The 14451-nt window shown below is 71.0% G+C and carries 15 protein-coding genes; 8 read left to right on the top strand and 7 right to left on the bottom strand.

Annotated features, from left to right (window positions below; translation table 11 throughout):
• The first annotated feature begins 6 nt into the window (after window positions 1-6).
• On the top strand, window positions 7-1353 hold the full coding sequence (locus tag JOM49_RS35375; RefSeq protein WP_209668485.1) for a sensor histidine kinase: 1347 nt from the start codon (window positions 7-9) through the stop codon (window positions 1351-1353).
• Window positions 1350-1970 (top strand): response regulator, encoded by a 621-nt coding sequence (locus JOM49_RS35380; RefSeq protein ID WP_209668486.1) that lies wholly within the window; start codon window positions 1350-1352, stop codon window positions 1968-1970. The genes JOM49_RS35375 and JOM49_RS35380 overlap by 4 nt, the downstream gene beginning before the upstream one ends.
• 24 nt (window positions 1971-1994) lie before the next feature.
• Here the strand turns inward: JOM49_RS35380 and JOM49_RS35385 are convergent, their stop codons facing one another.
• Together JOM49_RS35385 and JOM49_RS35390 are read right to left on the bottom strand one after the other, a co-directional pair.
• On the bottom strand, window positions 1995-2156 hold the full coding sequence (locus tag JOM49_RS35385) for a hypothetical protein (RefSeq protein ID WP_209668487.1): 162 nt from the start codon (window positions 2154-2156) through the stop codon (window positions 1995-1997).
• A gap of 53 nt (window positions 2157-2209) precedes the next feature.
• Window positions 2210-2677, bottom strand: coding sequence for a DUF6292 family protein (locus JOM49_RS35390; RefSeq protein ID WP_245369583.1), 468 nt, complete (start codon window positions 2675-2677; stop codon window positions 2210-2212).
• A 289-nt stretch (window positions 2678-2966) separates the two neighbouring features.
• Between JOM49_RS35390 and JOM49_RS35395 the strand changes: the two genes are divergently transcribed.
• A complete protein-coding gene (locus tag JOM49_RS35395; RefSeq protein WP_209668488.1) occupies window positions 2967-3890 on the top strand; it encodes a DMT family transporter in 924 nt (307 codons plus the stop codon).
• Here the strand turns inward: JOM49_RS35395 and JOM49_RS35400 are convergent.
• Window positions 3855-5312, bottom strand: coding sequence for a helix-turn-helix domain-containing protein (locus JOM49_RS35400; RefSeq protein WP_209668489.1), 1458 nt, complete (start codon window positions 5310-5312; stop codon window positions 3855-3857). The genes JOM49_RS35395 and JOM49_RS35400 overlap by 36 nt on opposite strands.
• 113 nt (window positions 5313-5425) lie before the next feature.
• On the opposite strand from JOM49_RS35400, the gene exaC reads away from it, so the two are divergent.
• Together exaC and JOM49_RS35410 are read left to right on the top strand one after the other, a co-directional pair.
• Window positions 5426-6949 (top strand): acetaldehyde dehydrogenase ExaC, encoded by a 1524-nt coding sequence (exaC, locus tag JOM49_RS35405; protein ID WP_209668490.1) that lies wholly within the window; start codon window positions 5426-5428, stop codon window positions 6947-6949.
• Entirely contained in the window at window positions 6949-7359 is a 411-nt protein-coding gene (locus JOM49_RS35410) for a DUF779 domain-containing protein (protein ID WP_209668491.1), read from the top strand. Before exaC ends, JOM49_RS35410 begins: the two co-directional genes overlap by 1 nt.
• On the opposite strand, the gene JOM49_RS35415 is transcribed toward JOM49_RS35410, so the two are convergent.
• Window positions 7322-7828, bottom strand: a complete 507-nt coding sequence (locus JOM49_RS35415) for a DinB family protein (protein ID WP_209668492.1) — start codon at window positions 7826-7828, stop codon at window positions 7322-7324. The two genes, JOM49_RS35410 and JOM49_RS35415, sit on opposite strands and share 38 nt — an antisense overlap.
• Window positions 7829-8101: 273 nt before the next feature.
• On the opposite strand from JOM49_RS35415, the gene JOM49_RS35420 reads away from it, so the two are divergent.
• Complete coding sequence (locus JOM49_RS35420; protein ID WP_209668493.1) at window positions 8102-8659, top strand: nuclear transport factor 2 family protein; 558 nt, start codon at window positions 8102-8104, stop codon at window positions 8657-8659.
• Window positions 8660-8705: 46 nt separating this feature from the next.
• Here the strand turns inward: JOM49_RS35420 and JOM49_RS35425 are convergent, their stop codons facing one another.
• The 3 genes from JOM49_RS35425 to JOM49_RS35435 all read right to left on the bottom strand — a co-directional run bounded on the left by JOM49_RS35425 (window position 8706) and on the right by JOM49_RS35435 (window position 9797).
• Window positions 8706-8978, bottom strand: coding sequence for a hypothetical protein (locus JOM49_RS35425; protein WP_209668494.1), 273 nt, complete (start codon window positions 8976-8978; stop codon window positions 8706-8708).
• Window positions 8979-9008: 30 nt separating this feature from the next.
• A complete protein-coding gene (locus JOM49_RS35430; RefSeq protein ID WP_209668495.1) occupies window positions 9009-9227 on the bottom strand; it encodes a hypothetical protein in 219 nt (72 codons plus the stop codon).
• A 213-nt stretch (window positions 9228-9440) separates the two neighbouring features.
• Entirely contained in the window at window positions 9441-9797 is a 357-nt protein-coding gene (locus JOM49_RS35435; RefSeq protein WP_282772667.1) for an STAS domain-containing protein, read from the bottom strand.
• Window positions 9798-9906: 109 nt separating this feature from the next.
• Here JOM49_RS35435 and JOM49_RS35440 point away from each other — a divergent pair, with 109 nt between their 5' ends.
• Both JOM49_RS35440 and JOM49_RS35445 read left to right on the top strand, forming a co-directional pair.
• The gene (locus tag JOM49_RS35440) at window positions 9907-14052 is read left to right on the top strand and encodes a SpoIIE family protein phosphatase (protein ID WP_209668497.1); all 4146 of its coding nucleotides are present in this window, start codon (window positions 9907-9909) and stop codon (window positions 14050-14052) included.
• Window positions 14049-14360: an STAS domain-containing protein gene (locus JOM49_RS35445; RefSeq protein WP_209668498.1), complete on the top strand. Its 312-nt coding sequence runs from the start codon at window positions 14049-14051 to the stop codon at window positions 14358-14360. Before JOM49_RS35440 ends, JOM49_RS35445 begins: the two co-directional genes overlap by 4 nt.
• The last annotated feature ends 91 nt before the right edge of the window (window positions 14361-14451 follow it).

The raw sequence follows: 14451 nt of genomic DNA on the forward strand, positions 1-14451 counted from the left end.
GGGTCGATGATGCGGCAAGCCGGGGCCGGTGCGCGCCCGAGCACCGGAACGCTCGGATCCGCCATCACGGACGAGGCGGAGCTCGCGAACCGCTCCCGCTTGGCCTGGCGGGAGGAGCAGCTGCGCGTCTGGGATCTCCTGCAGCTGGGCACGCCGTGGCTGCTGCTGACGATCTCGACGGTGATCTACCTCTCGCGGGTCCTCCCGGCCTCCGGTGAACGCTTCTGGCCCGAGGGCGCTTCCGTCCTCGGGCTGGTCGCGGTCACGGCGCTGTGGGTGCTGTTCGGGCAAACGCTGCCCATCAAGAGGCGGACGCTCCGGCCCGTGCCGGCGGGCATCTACTTCGCCGGGCTGCTGGCCTTGTGCGTCACCCTCATGGCTCACTCCGGCGTGTTCCTCGTCTTCACCATCGCGGGTTTCTTCCAGGCGTACTTGCTCAGGCCGTGGCCGTTGGGGTTGCTCGGGGTCCTGGCCACCTCCGTGGCCCTCAACGGCTCGGCGATGCGCGTGTGGGCCGGCCCGGGCCCGGAAGTGCTCGCGGAGTTCCTCCTCATCGTGGCCGTGCAGACCGCGGCGATCGGGGCGGGGATCCTGCTCACGGCGCGAAGCGAACCGGAGGAGCGCAAACGGGAGAAGCTCGTCGAACGACTCGAGGCGGCACTGCACGAGAACGCCGGGCTGCATGCGCAACTCATCGCCCAGGCCCGGGAATCCGGGGCGCAGGACGAGCGGCAGCGACTGGCCGGCGAAATCCACGACACGCTGGCCCAAGGTCTCGCCGGCATCATCACGCAGCTCCAGGCAGCGGAGCGGTCCGCGAGTGTGCGGGGCGAGACCGAAGAGCACGTCACGCGGGCACTCCGGCTCGCGCGCAGCAGCCTGATCGAGGCCAGGCGGTCCGTGCGGGCGCTCGCTCCCCAGGAACTCGGGCGAGCGCACCTCCCCGACGCGCTGCGCGCGCTGACCGAGCGGTGGTCGGCGGACCACGGGACGAAGGTGGAGGTGGAGGTCACCGGCGCCCGGGAACCGCTGAGCCCGGCGATCGAGGTGTCGCTCTTCCGGGTCGCCCAGGAGTCGCTGACCAACGTGGCGAAGCACGCGGAGGCCTCGCGCGTCGGGGTCACGCTGTCGTACACGGGCGCGGAGGTGCTGCTGGACGTGCGCGATGATGGACGCGGGTTCGCGAAAGGGGCCGGTACCGGCTTCGGCCTGACGAGCATGCGCCAGCGCATCAGAGGGGTCGGCGGGCACGTGGAGGTGCAGAGCGCACCGGGTGAAGGGACGTCCGTGAGTGCGCGTGTTCCGGCGATCGCCCCCGGGGGTGCGGGACCGAAGGGGGAGACCGACCGATGATCCGGCTGGTGATCGTCGACGACCACCCGATCGTGAGGGGCGGTCTTCGCGACATGTTCGCGGACGCCGAGGACATCGTCGTGGTCGGTGAGGCCGGGGACGGCGCCGAGGGCATCGAGCGGGCGAAGGCGCTGGCAGCGGACGTCGTGCTGATGGACCTCCGGATGCCCGGGATGGACGGCGTCGCCGCGACCGCGGCCCTGCGCGAGCGGGCCCCGAGTGCCCGGGTGCTGGTCCTGACCACCTTCGACGGCGAGAGCGACGTGCTGCCGGCGATCGAGGCGGGGGCGATCAGCTATCTCCTGAAGGACGCGCTGCCCGACGAACTGATGCGGGCCGTCCGTGCGGCCGCGCGTGGGGAGTCGGTGCTCGCGCCGTCGGTGACGCAGCACCTCATGGGGCAGGTCCGGCGGTCCGGCGCCGGCACGCTGACCGATCGGGAGAAACAGGTGCTGCAACTGGTCGCCAACGGCAGCTCGAACCGGGAGGCCGCGACCGCGTTGTTCATCGGCGAAGCGAGCATCAAGACCCACCTGCAGCACATCTACGACAAGTTCGGCGTTCGTGACCGAGCCTCGGCGGTGGCCGAGGGCTACCGCCGCCGCCTGCTCACCTGACACTGCTCGGGCGGCGAAAAGTCCTCAGTCCGGTGGTTCGATCGTCGCGTCCTCGCTGGCCCGGCGGCCGCCCGCGGCCTCGGGGTGCTCGGCCGACAGTGCCACTTCGAGCTTCGCCGAAAGCGGCGGCGTGCCCGGGGATCGGGGCTGCTCGGGGCTCAGCGGTTCCTGCTCGTGTTCGATCATGCCCCGGGACTACCCGGGCACCGAGGTGGCAAGGGGTATCGATCAGTTGATCGCTACCCCACCGGAGCGGCCGAAGGCGGTCCGGGACTGACCGGCGAGCCAGGGCCGTCACCCGGCGGGGTGTACCGGGCCAGCCGCTGGATGAGGTCGTCGTGGTCACCGGCCGTGCGCAACGCGGGCGGTTCCGGGGAGTTCGACCGCACCGCGCTCAGGGGCCGGCGCGCGAACCGCGCGACCACGGCGGGTGACGGCAGCACGTCGCCACCCAGGTAGGCCAGCACGGTCAGGTTCTCCGCGGAGGTGGTCTCCACGGCCAGCGCCCAGCCGTCCTCCTCGTCCCACACCAGGGCGAGCTCGCGGTCCGGGAAGCGGGGAAGCCGCTCGTCGATGGCCAGGTAGGCGTGTGCGGGCGAATCCAGCTGGACGAAGAAACTGCCGCTGCCCAAACCGAGTTCGGCCGCCACCTCGCGCACGTACCGGGGCAGGCCCCGCGCCGCGGCCAGATCGAATTCGATGGTCATGGTGTGGCCACCCCTCACGGGAATCGGAGAGTCGCCACCTGCTTGACGAATACCCCGGGGTACCCATTCGCACACCACGCCAATCCTCCCCCGCGGGAGGGCCACAGTGGACGCCGCTCGGGCCGCACCCGGTTTCCGAAGCGGTCCACCGGGTAGCCCGGGGCGGACACCGAACTGCACACCTGCCCGTGGCGGCGAGGAAAGAGGAACGCCGGATGCCCGGTCTGTCGCGCACAGTCCGTCCGAGGCGGCGCTGCCCGTCCCCGGCTGACCGCCGTGGTGGTGGCGCATGACGGCGGTGTGGCCCGCGATGGCGATGGCCGTGTGCGCCGCGGCGGCGTTCGGCACCAGTGGCGCGTTGCAGCACCGGGTCGCCCGCCGCACCGCCCGCCGGCCCGGGAGCCGGTTCGGCGTGGTCCGGTCGCTGGCGCGGGAGCCGGTGTGGCTGGCTTCGCTGGCGCTGAACGGAACCGGGGTCGTGCTGCACTGGATCGCGCTCAGCCGCGCCTCGGTGGCACTTGTGCAGCCGGTGCTGGTGCTCGACCTGCTGTTCGCCGTACTGGGCGCGAGCATGCTGCGACGGCACTGGCCCGATCGGATCGTCGTCCTCGGCGCGCTGCTCTGCGCCGGTGGCCTGGCGGCCTTCCTGGTGCTCGCCGAGCCCGTCCCCGGTCATTCGGTGCCCGGCACCGGCGAAACCCTTTTGGTGGGCGGCTGTGTGCTGGCCGTGGTGGCCGCCTGCCTGGCGGTGGCGGCCCGGTTCCCTGGCACAGCGCGGACCTTGAGCCTGGCCTCGGCGACCGGCGTGCTGTTCGGCGTCACCGCGGGCATCGCCAAGCTCGCGACCGACGACCTGGACGGCGGCCTCGCGGCCATGCTCACCCACTGGCCCGTGTACGCGGTCATCGTCTGCGCCACCTGCGCGTTCGTGCTCAGCCAGTACGCGTTCCGGGCAGGCGTGGCGGTCGCTCCGGCGCTCGGCGTGATGGTGGTGCTCAACCCGCTGGCCGGGATCGCGGTCGGCGCGTTGTGGCTGGGCGAACGCATCAACGCCGGTCCCGGCGCGCTCGCCGGTGAGGTGTTCGCACTGGGCTTCACGGCGGCCGGGATCGCCGTACTCGCCAAACGGGCACCGGCGGCGGAGCGGCGACCCGAAATCACTCCTGAGCGGCGAACCTCAGCCGAGCCGGGCGCGGTGGGTGTGCACGAGTGAGCGGCGCGGGTCGTCCTGCGCCAGTGCGTCGAGCAGGGCGTCCATGATCTCGAGGTCGTCGACACCGCAGGAAGTGTCCCAATAGGACCAAAGGGCCTCGGCTCCGCCGTTGGTCAGCAGGACGTGGCGCACCAGGGCGGTCAACGACTCGCGTTCTTCCCGCACGGCGGGCGATTCCGACTCCGGCAGCAGAGGACCGGCGAACTCGGCCACCTCCCCGCGGCGGGCCGCGTTCCGGGCACGGAGGAAGTCGGCGTCCACTTCGGCGCCCAGCCGGTACGGCCGGGTGCGCACGGCGTCCGGCCCGAGCTGGCCGCGCAGCCGGTGGATCTCGGCGCGCACGGTCACCGGATTGCCCGCGTCGCCGTAGAGCTGCCAGGCCAGTTTGTCCGCGCTGAGCCCGCCCGGGTGCAACGCGAGCAGGGTGAGGGTTTCCGCGTGCCGCAGGGTGATCGGCACTTCACGACCGTCCACTGTGGCCGATGGGTAGCCGTCACCGAGGAACTGGAGCGAGAGCTTCGGGGCGCGTGTCACCCTGGTGCCACGCTTGACCCGCAGCAGGAAGCCGTCGGGCAGCGGTTCGACCGTGCCGAGACGGCCGTCCGGCAGCGCCACCGCCCCACGTCGGACGTCCACTGTGGACGGCAGGTCGCAGGCTTCGGTGGCCAGCACGCGCCCGCTGGCGGACAGCAACGCGCCCGGTTCCCCGCGCAACGCCTCCAGGTGCGGCATGTTGGCTCGCCGCGTCCGCTCGTCGCGGACCGCGAGCTGCGCCCGCAGCTGTCCTTCCGCCAGGCTCGCCGACGCCGTGACCAGGGCCAGCATCGCCGGGTGCACCGTGCGCAACGGCCCGCTGACGTCGATCGCGCCGAGCAGCGCGCCGGTGTCCGGGTCGCGCAACGGCGCCGCCGCGCAGGTCCAGGTGTGGTAGGTGCGCACCAGGTGCTCGGCGGAGTAGATCTGCACGGCCTCGCCGGTGGCCAGCGCGGTGCCCATGGCGTTGGTGCCGATCTCGTCCTCGCTCCAGCGCGTGCCCTCGGCCAGCCGGACCTCGTCCGCGCGGCGGCAGACCTCGCTGGCGCCCTCGCGCCACAGGATCAGCCCGTCCGCGTCGGTGACGATCATGATGTGCTCGGCGTCGTCGGCGATGCTGACCAGTGTCTGCCGCAGCAGCGGCAGGACCGGGGCCAGCGGGTGCGCGTCCCGCAGGTCCGCGAGATCGCCGCGCTCGCAGACCACCGGCGGCAGCTTGCGGTCCGGATCGACGCTGGCGGCCAGCGACCGGTCCCAGGACGCGGAGATCAGCGAACGCGGGGACCTGGGCGAGGGCACCCCGGACAGCACGGCTTCGTGCACGGCTCGCAGCAACCGCGCGTACTCCTCGGGGTCGCGCAGAAGGTCCGGTACCGGCCGCTCCGCCATGTGGACCAGCGTAGTGAGCGCCGTCACGGCGCTGCAACGTCCGTGCAACGTGCCCGCGCCTACCTTCGCCGCCAACGCCAACCCGGGCGACGACGCAGGAGGTCAGGGCACCTATGACCAGGTACGCGGCACCGAACACCGAAGGCAGTGTCGTCAGCTACGAGACGCGCTATGACCACTACATCGGCGGCGAGTACGTCCGGCCCGCCAAGGGCCAGTACTTCGAGAACCCCAGCCCGATCACCGGCAAGGCGTTCACCGAGATCGCCCGCGGGACCGCCGAAGACGTGGAGAAGGCGCTCGACGCGGCCGAGGGCGCGGCACCGGCGTGGGGCCGGACCTCGCCGGAGGAACGCGCCGGCGTGCTGCTCCGGATCGCCGACCGGATGGAGCAGAACCTCGAGAAGATCGCGGTCGCCGAGAGCTGGGAGAACGGCAAGCCGGTCCGCGAAACCCTCGCCGCGGACATCCCGCTGGCCATCGACCACTTCCGCTACTTCGCCGGCGCGCTGCGGGCGCAGGAGGGCGGCATCTCGCAGATCGACGCGGACACCGTGGCCTACCACTTCAAAGAACCGCTGGGCGTGGTCGGCCAGATCATCCCGTGGAACTTCCCGCTGCTGATGGCCACCTGGAAACTGGCACCGGCGCTGGCCGCGGGCAACGCGATCGTGCTCAAGCCCGCCGAGCAGACCCCGGCGTCGATCCACCTGCTGCTCTCGCTGATCGGCGACCTCCTCCCGCCGGGCGTGCTGAACGTGGTCAACGGCTTCGGCGTGGAGGCGGGCAAGCCGCTGGCGTCGAGCCGCCGCGTGCGGAAGGTGGCGTTCACCGGCGAGACCACCACCGGGCGGCTGATCCTGCAGTACGCCAGCGAGAACATCATCCCGGTGACCGTGGAGCTGGGCGGCAAGAGCCCGAACATCTTCTTCGACGACGTCGCCGCCGCGAACGACGCCTTCTACGACAAGGCGCAGGAGGGCTTCGCGTTGTTCGCGCTGAACCAGGGCGAGGTGTGCACCTGCCCGTCGCGCGCGCTGATCCAGTCCGGCATCTACGACCGGTTCCTCGGCGACGCGGTGGAGCGGGTGAAGAAGATCAAGCAGGGCGACCCGCTCGACACCGACACCCAGATCGGTGCGCAGGCCTCGAACGACCAGCTCGAGAAGATCCTGTCCTACATCGACATCGGCAAGCAGGAGGGCGCCAAGGTGCTCACCGGCGGCGAGCGCGTCGAACTCGACGGTGACCTGGCCGGCGGCTACTACGTGCAGCCGACGGTGTTCGAGGGCCACAACAAGATGCGCGTGTTCCAGGAGGAGATCTTCGGGCCGGTGGTCTCGGTGGCGAAGTTCGACGACTACGCCGACGCGATGAAGATCGCCAACGACACGCTCTACGGCCTCGGCGCCGGGGTCTGGTCGCGTGACGGGAACATCGCCTTCCGCGCCGGCCGGGAAATCGAGGCGGGCCGCGTCTGGGTGAACAATTACCACGCGTACCCGGCGCACGCGGCCTTCGGCGGGTACAAGGCGTCGGGTATCGGGCGCGAGAACCACAAGATGATGCTGGACCACTACCAGCAGACGAAGAACCTCCTGGTGAGCTACTCGGACAACGCGCTGGGCTTCTTCTGATGAGTCAAGAGGAGCGTCGCGAAGCGACTCGGTCGAGGGCGGTGGCGGGCCGGCGGGCCGAGAGGGTGGCGTTGACCGAGGCAGCCGCCGGACTGCTGCGGAAACTGGTGGCACACCACGGCCCGGTGATGTTCCACCAGTCCGGCGGCTGCTGCGACGGAAGCGCGCCGATGTGTTACCCCGCCGGGGAGTTCCGCATCGGCGCGTCCGACGTCCGGCTCGGGGACCTGCGCGTGGAAGGCATCGACGACGTGCCGGTGTGGATGTCCGGTCCGCAGTTCGAGTACTGGCAGCACACCCATCTGACCATCGACGTGGTTCCGGGGCGGGGCAGCGGTTTCTCCCTGGAAGCTCCGGAAGGGGTGCGCTTCCTCATCCGTTCGCGGCTGCTGGAGCAACCGGACGGTTGAGCTGCTCGCGGAGGATGTCGCCGTGTCCGGCGTGGCGGGCGAACTCCTCGATCATGGCGAGCAGCGTCCAGCGCATGCTGACCGTGCCTTCGAGGGGGTTGTCCTTGGTGTCGTCGAGGTCGAAGCGGGCCGCGATCTCCCGTGATCGACGGCTGGCACGTTCGAACTCGGCGATCACCTCGGCCAGCGACTCGTCGTCGGTGACGGTGAAGGTGCCCTCGTCGCGGTTCGAGTAGCCGTCGCATTCGGACTCCTCCAGGCCGGCCCAGAATCGCTGGAACCAGATCCGTTCGGCGCCCGCGGCGTGCTTGATCAGGGAAATCGGCGTCGTCAGCGAAGCGACGAGCCGTCGGCGGGCGTCGGTTTCGGACAGGCCGCGGACGGTCTCGACCAGCGCTTCGCGGTTGCGGTCGAGCATGTTCTCGAGGAGTTCTCGTTCGGTGCCGTCGGTGATCCTGTTCGTGCCCATGGGTATTCACTCCGTTTTTTTGCGAGGGGTCGGCGAAGAAGCCGCGGTTCGACGCGGCCGAAGCCAGAGGGGGAAGTGCCGGGCGCGGGCAGATGTGGACACCGCAGCCGAGGCCCATCGTAGGGCCTCCACGACGGCGAGGTCAATCTGGCAAGGGAAAATTCCGTCCACGGCCTAAGCGACAGGGAGCCAGGGTGAGCCTCACCGCGGCCGGGGTGCCCGCGGCGGGGTGCGCTACGTTTGCGCAAAATCCTTCACCTTACGGAGAATCCCATGTCTGCTCACCGCTCGGCCCGGCCCGCGCTGCTGGCCGTGTCGCTGTTCGCGATCACCGGATTGACGGCCTGTGACCAGTCCTCGCCGGTGACCGCGCCCGGCACGGCGACCCCGGCCGCCGCGCCCTCCTCGGCCGCCGCGGCGAAGCCCGACCAGGATCCAAGCCCTCAGAGCGTGTCCGAAGAATGGCTGCATTCCGTGGCTTCCGGCGATTTCGCCAGAGCGTGCGCCCTCTACGACCCGGCGGGTGACGTCTTCTCCGCACTCGGCGGGGTCGAGGGCTGCGCCGGCCGGTTCGCCAAGGACAACGACTACGGGAAGGCCTTTTTGGACAGTCTCGCCACCGCGAAGGTGGATCCGGGACTGAGCAAGGCCGACGGCGACACCGCGGTCATCCCGATGGACGCCGTGACCATCGACGGCAAGAAGTGGAACGCCGACGCCCAGGGCGTCGTCCGGATGAGCGGGGATTTCATGACGCTGACCCGCAAGGACGGGCAGTGGCTCATCCGCGACTACACGGACGCCGTGCTGGTCACCCCGCCCGGGACGTGACCATCCCCGCGGTTCACGTCCCGTGATGCCCGCCTGCCGGGTTCGATCACCCGGCTCGGCGGTTTTTCCGGTGCCGGATGCGGGTGAGGTAGAACCACGTGCTCACGATGCCGATCGGAACCAGGATCACGGCCCAGAACACGAGCTCACCGGTGGTGGCCCCGTCGTGCTTCCTTGCGACCATCCACGCGAGCACCACGCACAGCACACCCACGAGCAGAGTGGACAGTGCCCGGTGTTCGGCCGCCCAGGAGTCGATCCTGGCCGACCACCTCCTGCCCCGTTCCTTCGCCTGTGGCGAAGCGATCCTTTCGCCCATTTCCCGCCCCCAGCGCAGGCCCGCCATGACTCACCGCTCCCGTCGTTCGACCACTTCGGTGGCACCGTTCCTGCTGAAGGCCGCCCACAGGTTGAACGCGATGATGGCCACGCCGGCCACCACCCAGAGCCAGAGGAAGCCGCCGGATTTCCCCAGGTTGCTGACGAGGCCGAAAACGAGGATGGCCACACCGAAGATCGCCCCGAAGATCGCCGCGGGCTTGGATGGCCTGACTTTGAAGGACGACATCCACTCACTCCTGTCCGGTGAAGCGAAGGCCGGCTCAGGATTTCCCGAGATCGTTCGTCCCGAAACCCGGCCGGCGAAGTGCCGCCCCAGGCACCAAGTCCTTGCTCCGACCGGCCTGATCGCCGCGGCGGTCCGCGCCCCGGCGGGCAGTTTCAAGGCCGTGCCCCGGTCCGGCCGATCGGCTCCACAAAGGACAGCGTGGCGCGGGAAAGCTCAGGACCGCTGGCACTCGATGGCTTGCTCGACGGTGTCGTGCAGGGAGAAGACGTCACCGAGGCCGATGAGGTGGAAGACGCGGGTCAGTTCGCGGCTGAGCCCGGCGAGGCACAGGCGGCCCTCGGCGGCTTCGGCCTTCCTCAGTGCGGTGACGAGCACGGTGACGCCGGTGGAATCGCAGTACTCGAGGCGGCTCAGGTCGAGCACGTAACCGTCGCCGGGGCTCAGCGACACCGAGTCCAGTGCCTCGCGCAGCAAAGGGGCGGTGTGGTGGTCGAGTTCCCCGATGACCCGCAGCACGGCAGGACCCGTCGAGGGCGGGTCGAACTCGAGGCCGAGGTTGTGGTCGTTCACCAGGTCTCCTGTGCGGTGGGCTTGGTCCGAATCTAGCCGACGCGCCACGCCGCGTCGCATCTTCTGCGTGCCCCCACTGGCTGACTTATGCTTCGGCACGGACGAGGGGATGCCAGTGACACGTTCTGGTGAGGCCGCACCGGCCGGGTCCGGGGCCGACCTGTTCGCCGTCGACGACGAGGTCGGGCGCGACCTGACCGGGGTGGACTGGACGGCCACCCCGCTCGGCCTGCCGGAAACCTGGCCGCAGAGCCTGCGCACGGCGGTGAGCATCCTGCTGCCCTCCCGCTTCCCCATGTGGATGGCCTGGGGCCCGGAACTGACCTTCTTCTGCAACGCCGCCTACCGGCGCGACACGCTGGGCCGCAAGTACCCCTGGGCGCTGGGCAGGCCCGCCGCCGAGGTCTGGGCCGAGATCTGGACCGACATCGGCCCGCGGATCGAGACCGTGCTGACCACCGGGCAGGCCACCTGGGACGAGGCGCTGCTGCTGTTCCTGCAACGCTCGGGCTACCCCGAAGAGACCTATCACACGTTCTCCTACAGCCCGCTGCGCGACGACACCGGCGCCGTGGTCGGCATGCTGTGCGTGGTCAGCGAGGACACCGAGCGGGTCATCGGCGAGCGGCGCATGGCCACCCTGCGCGACCTGGGTTCCGACCCCAGCGTGGTGCGCACCGAACACGAGACGCTGGCGTTCTCCAGCCGTCAGGTGGCCCGCAACTCGCGCGACTTCCCCTTCACCCTGACCTACCTCTTCGAGGACGACGGCAGCGCGCGCCTGGCCGCCCGGACCGGGATGCCCGACGGGCACCCGGCCGCTCCGGCGACGCTGCCCGCGGACGACCCGCCGGCCACCTGGCCCGTGGCGGCGCCTGCCCGGAGCGAGACCGCGGTGGTGGAACTCGACCGGCCCCCGTTCACCGGGCTGCCGCCCGGCGACTGGCCGGAGCCGCCCGTGCAGGCGCTGGTGGTGCCGCTGCAACAGCAGGGCGGCGCGCCCTACGGGTTCGTGGTGGCCGGGCTGAACCGCTACCGGCCGCTGGACGAGGGGTACCGCGGCTTCGTGGAACTGGTCGCCGGGCACCTCGCCGCGGGCATCGCCGGCGCCCGCAGCTACCAGGCCCAGCAGCGGCGCGCGGAGGAATTGGCGGAGCTGGACCGGGCGAAGACCGCGTTCTTCTCGAACATCAGCCACGAGTTCCGCACCCCGCTGACCTTGATCATGGGGCCGGTGCAGGACCTGCGCGACCGGCTGGACGAGTCGGACCCGCAGGCCCGCGCGGAACTGGACGCGGTGCACCGCAACGGGTTGCGCCTGGGCAAGCTGGTCAACGCGCTCCTGGACTTCTCGCGCATCGAAGCTGGCCGGATGCAGGCCAGTTACGAACCGGTGGACCTGGCCGCCGTGACCGCCGAACTGGCCAGCGTCTTCCGCTCCGCGATGGACCGCGCCGGGCTGCGCTTCGAGGTCGACTGCCCGCCGCTGCCGGAGCCGGTGCACATCGACCGCGGCATGTGGGAGAAGGTGATCCTCAACCTGCTCAGCAACGCGCTGAAGTTCACCTTCGACGGCTCGGTCACCATCTCCGTGCACGCCGCCGACGGCGAAGCGGTGGTCACGGTCGCGGACACCGGGGTCGGTGTGCCGCCCGAGGAGATGCCGCGGTTGTTCGAGCGGTTCCACCGCATCGAGAACACCCGCGCCCGGTCCAACGAGGGCAGCGGGATCGGGCTCGCACTGGTCCAGGAGCTGGTGGGCCTGCAGGGCGGGACCATCACCGCCGACAGCACCGAGGGCGAGGGCACGAGCTTCACCATCCGCCTGCCGTTCGGCTCCGCGCACCTGCCAGCCGACGCCCCGTCACCCCCGGCAGTGGCGGCGGGGACCGTCGATCCGTACGTGCAGGAGGCGCTGCGCTGGCTGCCCGGCGCGAAAACGGGGAGCGAGCCGCTGGTCGTCGGCGCCTCGAACGCGGCCGGCCCGAAGGCGCCCGCGACGGTCCTGGTCGCCGACGACAACGCCGACATGCGCGAGTACCTCACCCGGTTGCTCGCGGGCGCCGGCTACCAGGTCCACGCTGTGGCCGATGGCGAGGAAGCCCTGGCGGCGATGCGCACCCACGTCCCCGACCTCGTGGTCAGCGACGTGATGATGCCCCGCCTGGACGGTCTGTCGCTGGTGGCCGCGTTGCGGGCCGATCCACGGACGGTGGCGGTCCCGGCTCTGCTGCTGTCCGCCAGAGCCGGGCAGGAAGCCTCGATCGAAGGCTTGCAGGCGGGTGCCGACGACTATCTCGTCAAGCCGTTCGCCGCGGCCGAACTGCTGGCCAGGGTGCGGGCGAACGTGGAGCTGTCCCGCCTGCGCAACCACCACGCCCGCTGGCGCTCGGCGCTGATCGACTCGTTGCAGGAGGCCTTCTTCGTCTGCGACCGGGACGGCGCCGTGGTGGAGATCAACAGCGCGTTCACCGACATCCTCGGCTACGGCCCCGAAGGCCTGCCCTACGCCCCGGCCCACCCGTGGTGGCCGGACGCGGACGCCGATCCCGAGGCACGCCAGCAGGTCGCGGACGCCTTCGCGGGCCTGCTCGGCCAGGCCCGCGGCGGCGGCACCGTGCCGGTGAGCCACCGCGACGGCCACCGGCTCTGGGTCAGTGTCATGGTCAACTCCGCCAAGGACCCCGACACCGGGCGCACCGTGGTGGTGGGCACCTTCCGCGACGCCACCGCCGAGCACTACGCCATCCAGCGCGAGACCGCGCTGGCGGCGCTGAGCATGCGCCTGTCCGAGGCGGCGAGCCTCGCCGGAGCCCTGGCCGGAGCGCTCGAGGAACTCCGTGACCTCTGGCGTGCCCAGCGTGTGTCGGCCGCGATCTTCACCGGCCGGGACGAGCCGTCACTGACCAGTACCGACCCCACCGCGTCCTGGGCAGACCTGAGCGAGGAGCAGCGCGCGAAGCTGACCGCGTTGCGCGAGCGCCCCACGCTGAGCCCGTCCGCGCAGGACAGCACCGGCACCGGGATCGCGCTGGAGCACCCGCGAGGGCTCATGGTGCTCTGGCTCGACCTGGACAGCCGCCGTCCCTTCACCGACCAGGACGAGCTGCTGCTGTCCCTGCTGGCCGGGCACCTCGCCCAGGGGCTGAGCCGCGCCGACCAGCTCGACCAGCAACGCGAAACCGCGCTGGCCCTGCAACGGGCGATCCTCGGCCCGTCCCGGCTGCCCGAGGGTTTCGCCGTCCGCTACGAACCCGCGGCTCGTCCGCTGGGGATCGGCGGTGACTGGTACGACGCCGTCCCGCTGGCCGACGGCCGCATCGGCATCGTCGTCGGCGACTGCGTCGGCCGCGGGCTGGAAGCCGCCGCCGTCATGGGGCAACTGCGCAGCGCCTGCCGTGCCCTCCTGCTGCAGGAGGCCGGTCCCGCTCGCACCCTGATGGCGCTGGACCACTTCGCCGCCGGGGTGCCCGGCGCCCTGTGCACCACCGTCTTCTGCGGCATCCTCGACCCGGAGTCCGGCCACCTGACCTACGCCAGCGCCGGGCACCCGCCCGCCATCCTCGCCCACCCCGACGGCACCACCGCCCTGCTCGACCAGGCCGGTTCCACCCCGCTGGCCGTGCGGCCCGGTGCGCAGCGCCCCGAAGCGGAGTGCGCCCTGCCTCCGCGCGCCACCCTGCTGATGTACAGCGACGGGCTCGTCGAGCGTCGCCGCCGTTCGCTGTTCACCGGGATCGAAGAGGCGGGCCAAGCCGTGCAGGACGGCCGTGACACCCCGCTGGAGGACCTCGCCACCCAGGTGATGGACCGGCTCTCCCCCGCCGGGGGTTACGACGACGACGTCGCCCTCCTACTCTACCGGCACCCGGCTCCGCTGGAAGTGACCTTCCCCGCCGAATCCGCCCAGCTGGCGCCCCTGCGCAAAACCTTGCGCGGCTGGTTGCGCCAGTGCGGGCTCTCCCCGATCGCCACCCAGGACGTGCTGCTCGCCGCCGGTGAGGCCTGCGCCAACGCCATCGAACACGGCTACCACGGCACCACGGGCAACACCGTCCGGCTGCGGCTCGAGACGCTGGTCGACGACCTGTACCTGACCGTCGCCGACACCGGCCGCTGGAAACCGCCCGAGCCGGAGGCCAACCCCCATCGCGGTCGCGGGATCGCCCTGATGCGCGCGATGATGCGGCAGGTCACCATCACCCCGGGCCCGGCAGGCACCACCGTCGACATGCACCTGAGGATCTCCCGATGACCACTCCGCTCACCCTCACCCCCGACCGGAACCCGGACGGCGCCACGGTGCTCAAGGCCGCGGGCGAGATCGACATGAGCAACAGCGAAGCCCTCGCCGCCGCCCTCGACGACCTGCCGGGGCGGCTCGTGGTGGACCTCGCCGAGGTGGACTACCTCGACAGCGCCGGCCTGAGCGTGCTCTTCGCCAGGGCCGAGCGCCTGGAGATCGTGATCAACCCGCTCCTGGCCTCCGTGGTCACCTACTCCGGGCTGGCCACCATGACCACCGTGCACGGCTTGGAAAGCCCGGACGGCACCGGCGGCTAGGATTACCCTTCTGCTCGGTGGACACGCCCGAAAGTGTTGCGCACTTCGGGTAAACGTTTACTTGATCTACGAAGGCGGCTACGCTCGCCGA

The sequence above is a fragment of the Amycolatopsis magusensis genome (assembly GCF_017875555.1).
Lineage (GTDB): Bacteria > Actinomycetota > Actinomycetes > Mycobacteriales > Pseudonocardiaceae > Amycolatopsis > Amycolatopsis magusensis.

What these genes read in the sequence shown, in the direction of transcription:
- JOM49_RS35410 (WP_209668491.1), top strand. Translation starts at nt 6,949, where the DNA reads ATGAGTCAAGAGGAGCGTCGCGAAGCGACTCGGTCGAGGGCGGTGGCG.
- JOM49_RS35430 (WP_209668495.1), bottom strand. Translation starts at nt 9,227, where the DNA reads ATGTCGTCCTTCAAAGTCAGGCCATCCAAGCCCGCGGCGATCTTCGGG.
- JOM49_RS35385 (WP_209668487.1), bottom strand. Translation starts at nt 2,156, where the DNA reads ATGATCGAACACGAGCAGGAACCGCTGAGCCCCGAGCAGCCCCGATCC.
- JOM49_RS35375 (WP_209668485.1), top strand. Translation starts at nt 7, where the DNA reads ATGATGCGGCAAGCCGGGGCCGGTGCGCGCCCGAGCACCGGAACGCTC.
- JOM49_RS35400 (WP_209668489.1), bottom strand. Translation starts at nt 5,312, where the DNA reads ATGGCGGAGCGGCCGGTACCGGACCTTCTGCGCGACCCCGAGGAGTAC.
- JOM49_RS35420 (WP_209668493.1), top strand. Translation starts at nt 8,102, where the DNA reads ATGTCTGCTCACCGCTCGGCCCGGCCCGCGCTGCTGGCCGTGTCGCTG.
- JOM49_RS35390 (WP_245369583.1), bottom strand. Translation starts at nt 2,677, where the DNA reads ATGACCATCGAATTCGATCTGGCCGCGGCGCGGGGCCTGCCCCGGTAC.
- exaC (WP_209668490.1), top strand. Translation starts at nt 5,426, where the DNA reads ATGACCAGGTACGCGGCACCGAACACCGAAGGCAGTGTCGTCAGCTAC.
- JOM49_RS35415 (WP_209668492.1), bottom strand. Translation starts at nt 7,828, where the DNA reads ATGGGCACGAACAGGATCACCGACGGCACCGAACGAGAACTCCTCGAG.
- JOM49_RS35445 (WP_209668498.1), top strand. Translation starts at nt 14,049, where the DNA reads ATGACCACTCCGCTCACCCTCACCCCCGACCGGAACCCGGACGGCGCC.
- JOM49_RS35425 (WP_209668494.1), bottom strand. Translation starts at nt 8,978, where the DNA reads ATGGGCGAAAGGATCGCTTCGCCACAGGCGAAGGAACGGGGCAGGAGG.
- JOM49_RS35440 (WP_209668497.1), top strand. Translation starts at nt 9,907, where the DNA reads ATGCCAGTGACACGTTCTGGTGAGGCCGCACCGGCCGGGTCCGGGGCC.
- JOM49_RS35380 (WP_209668486.1), top strand. Translation starts at nt 1,350, where the DNA reads ATGATCCGGCTGGTGATCGTCGACGACCACCCGATCGTGAGGGGCGGT.
- JOM49_RS35395 (WP_209668488.1), top strand. Translation starts at nt 2,967, where the DNA reads ATGACGGCGGTGTGGCCCGCGATGGCGATGGCCGTGTGCGCCGCGGCG.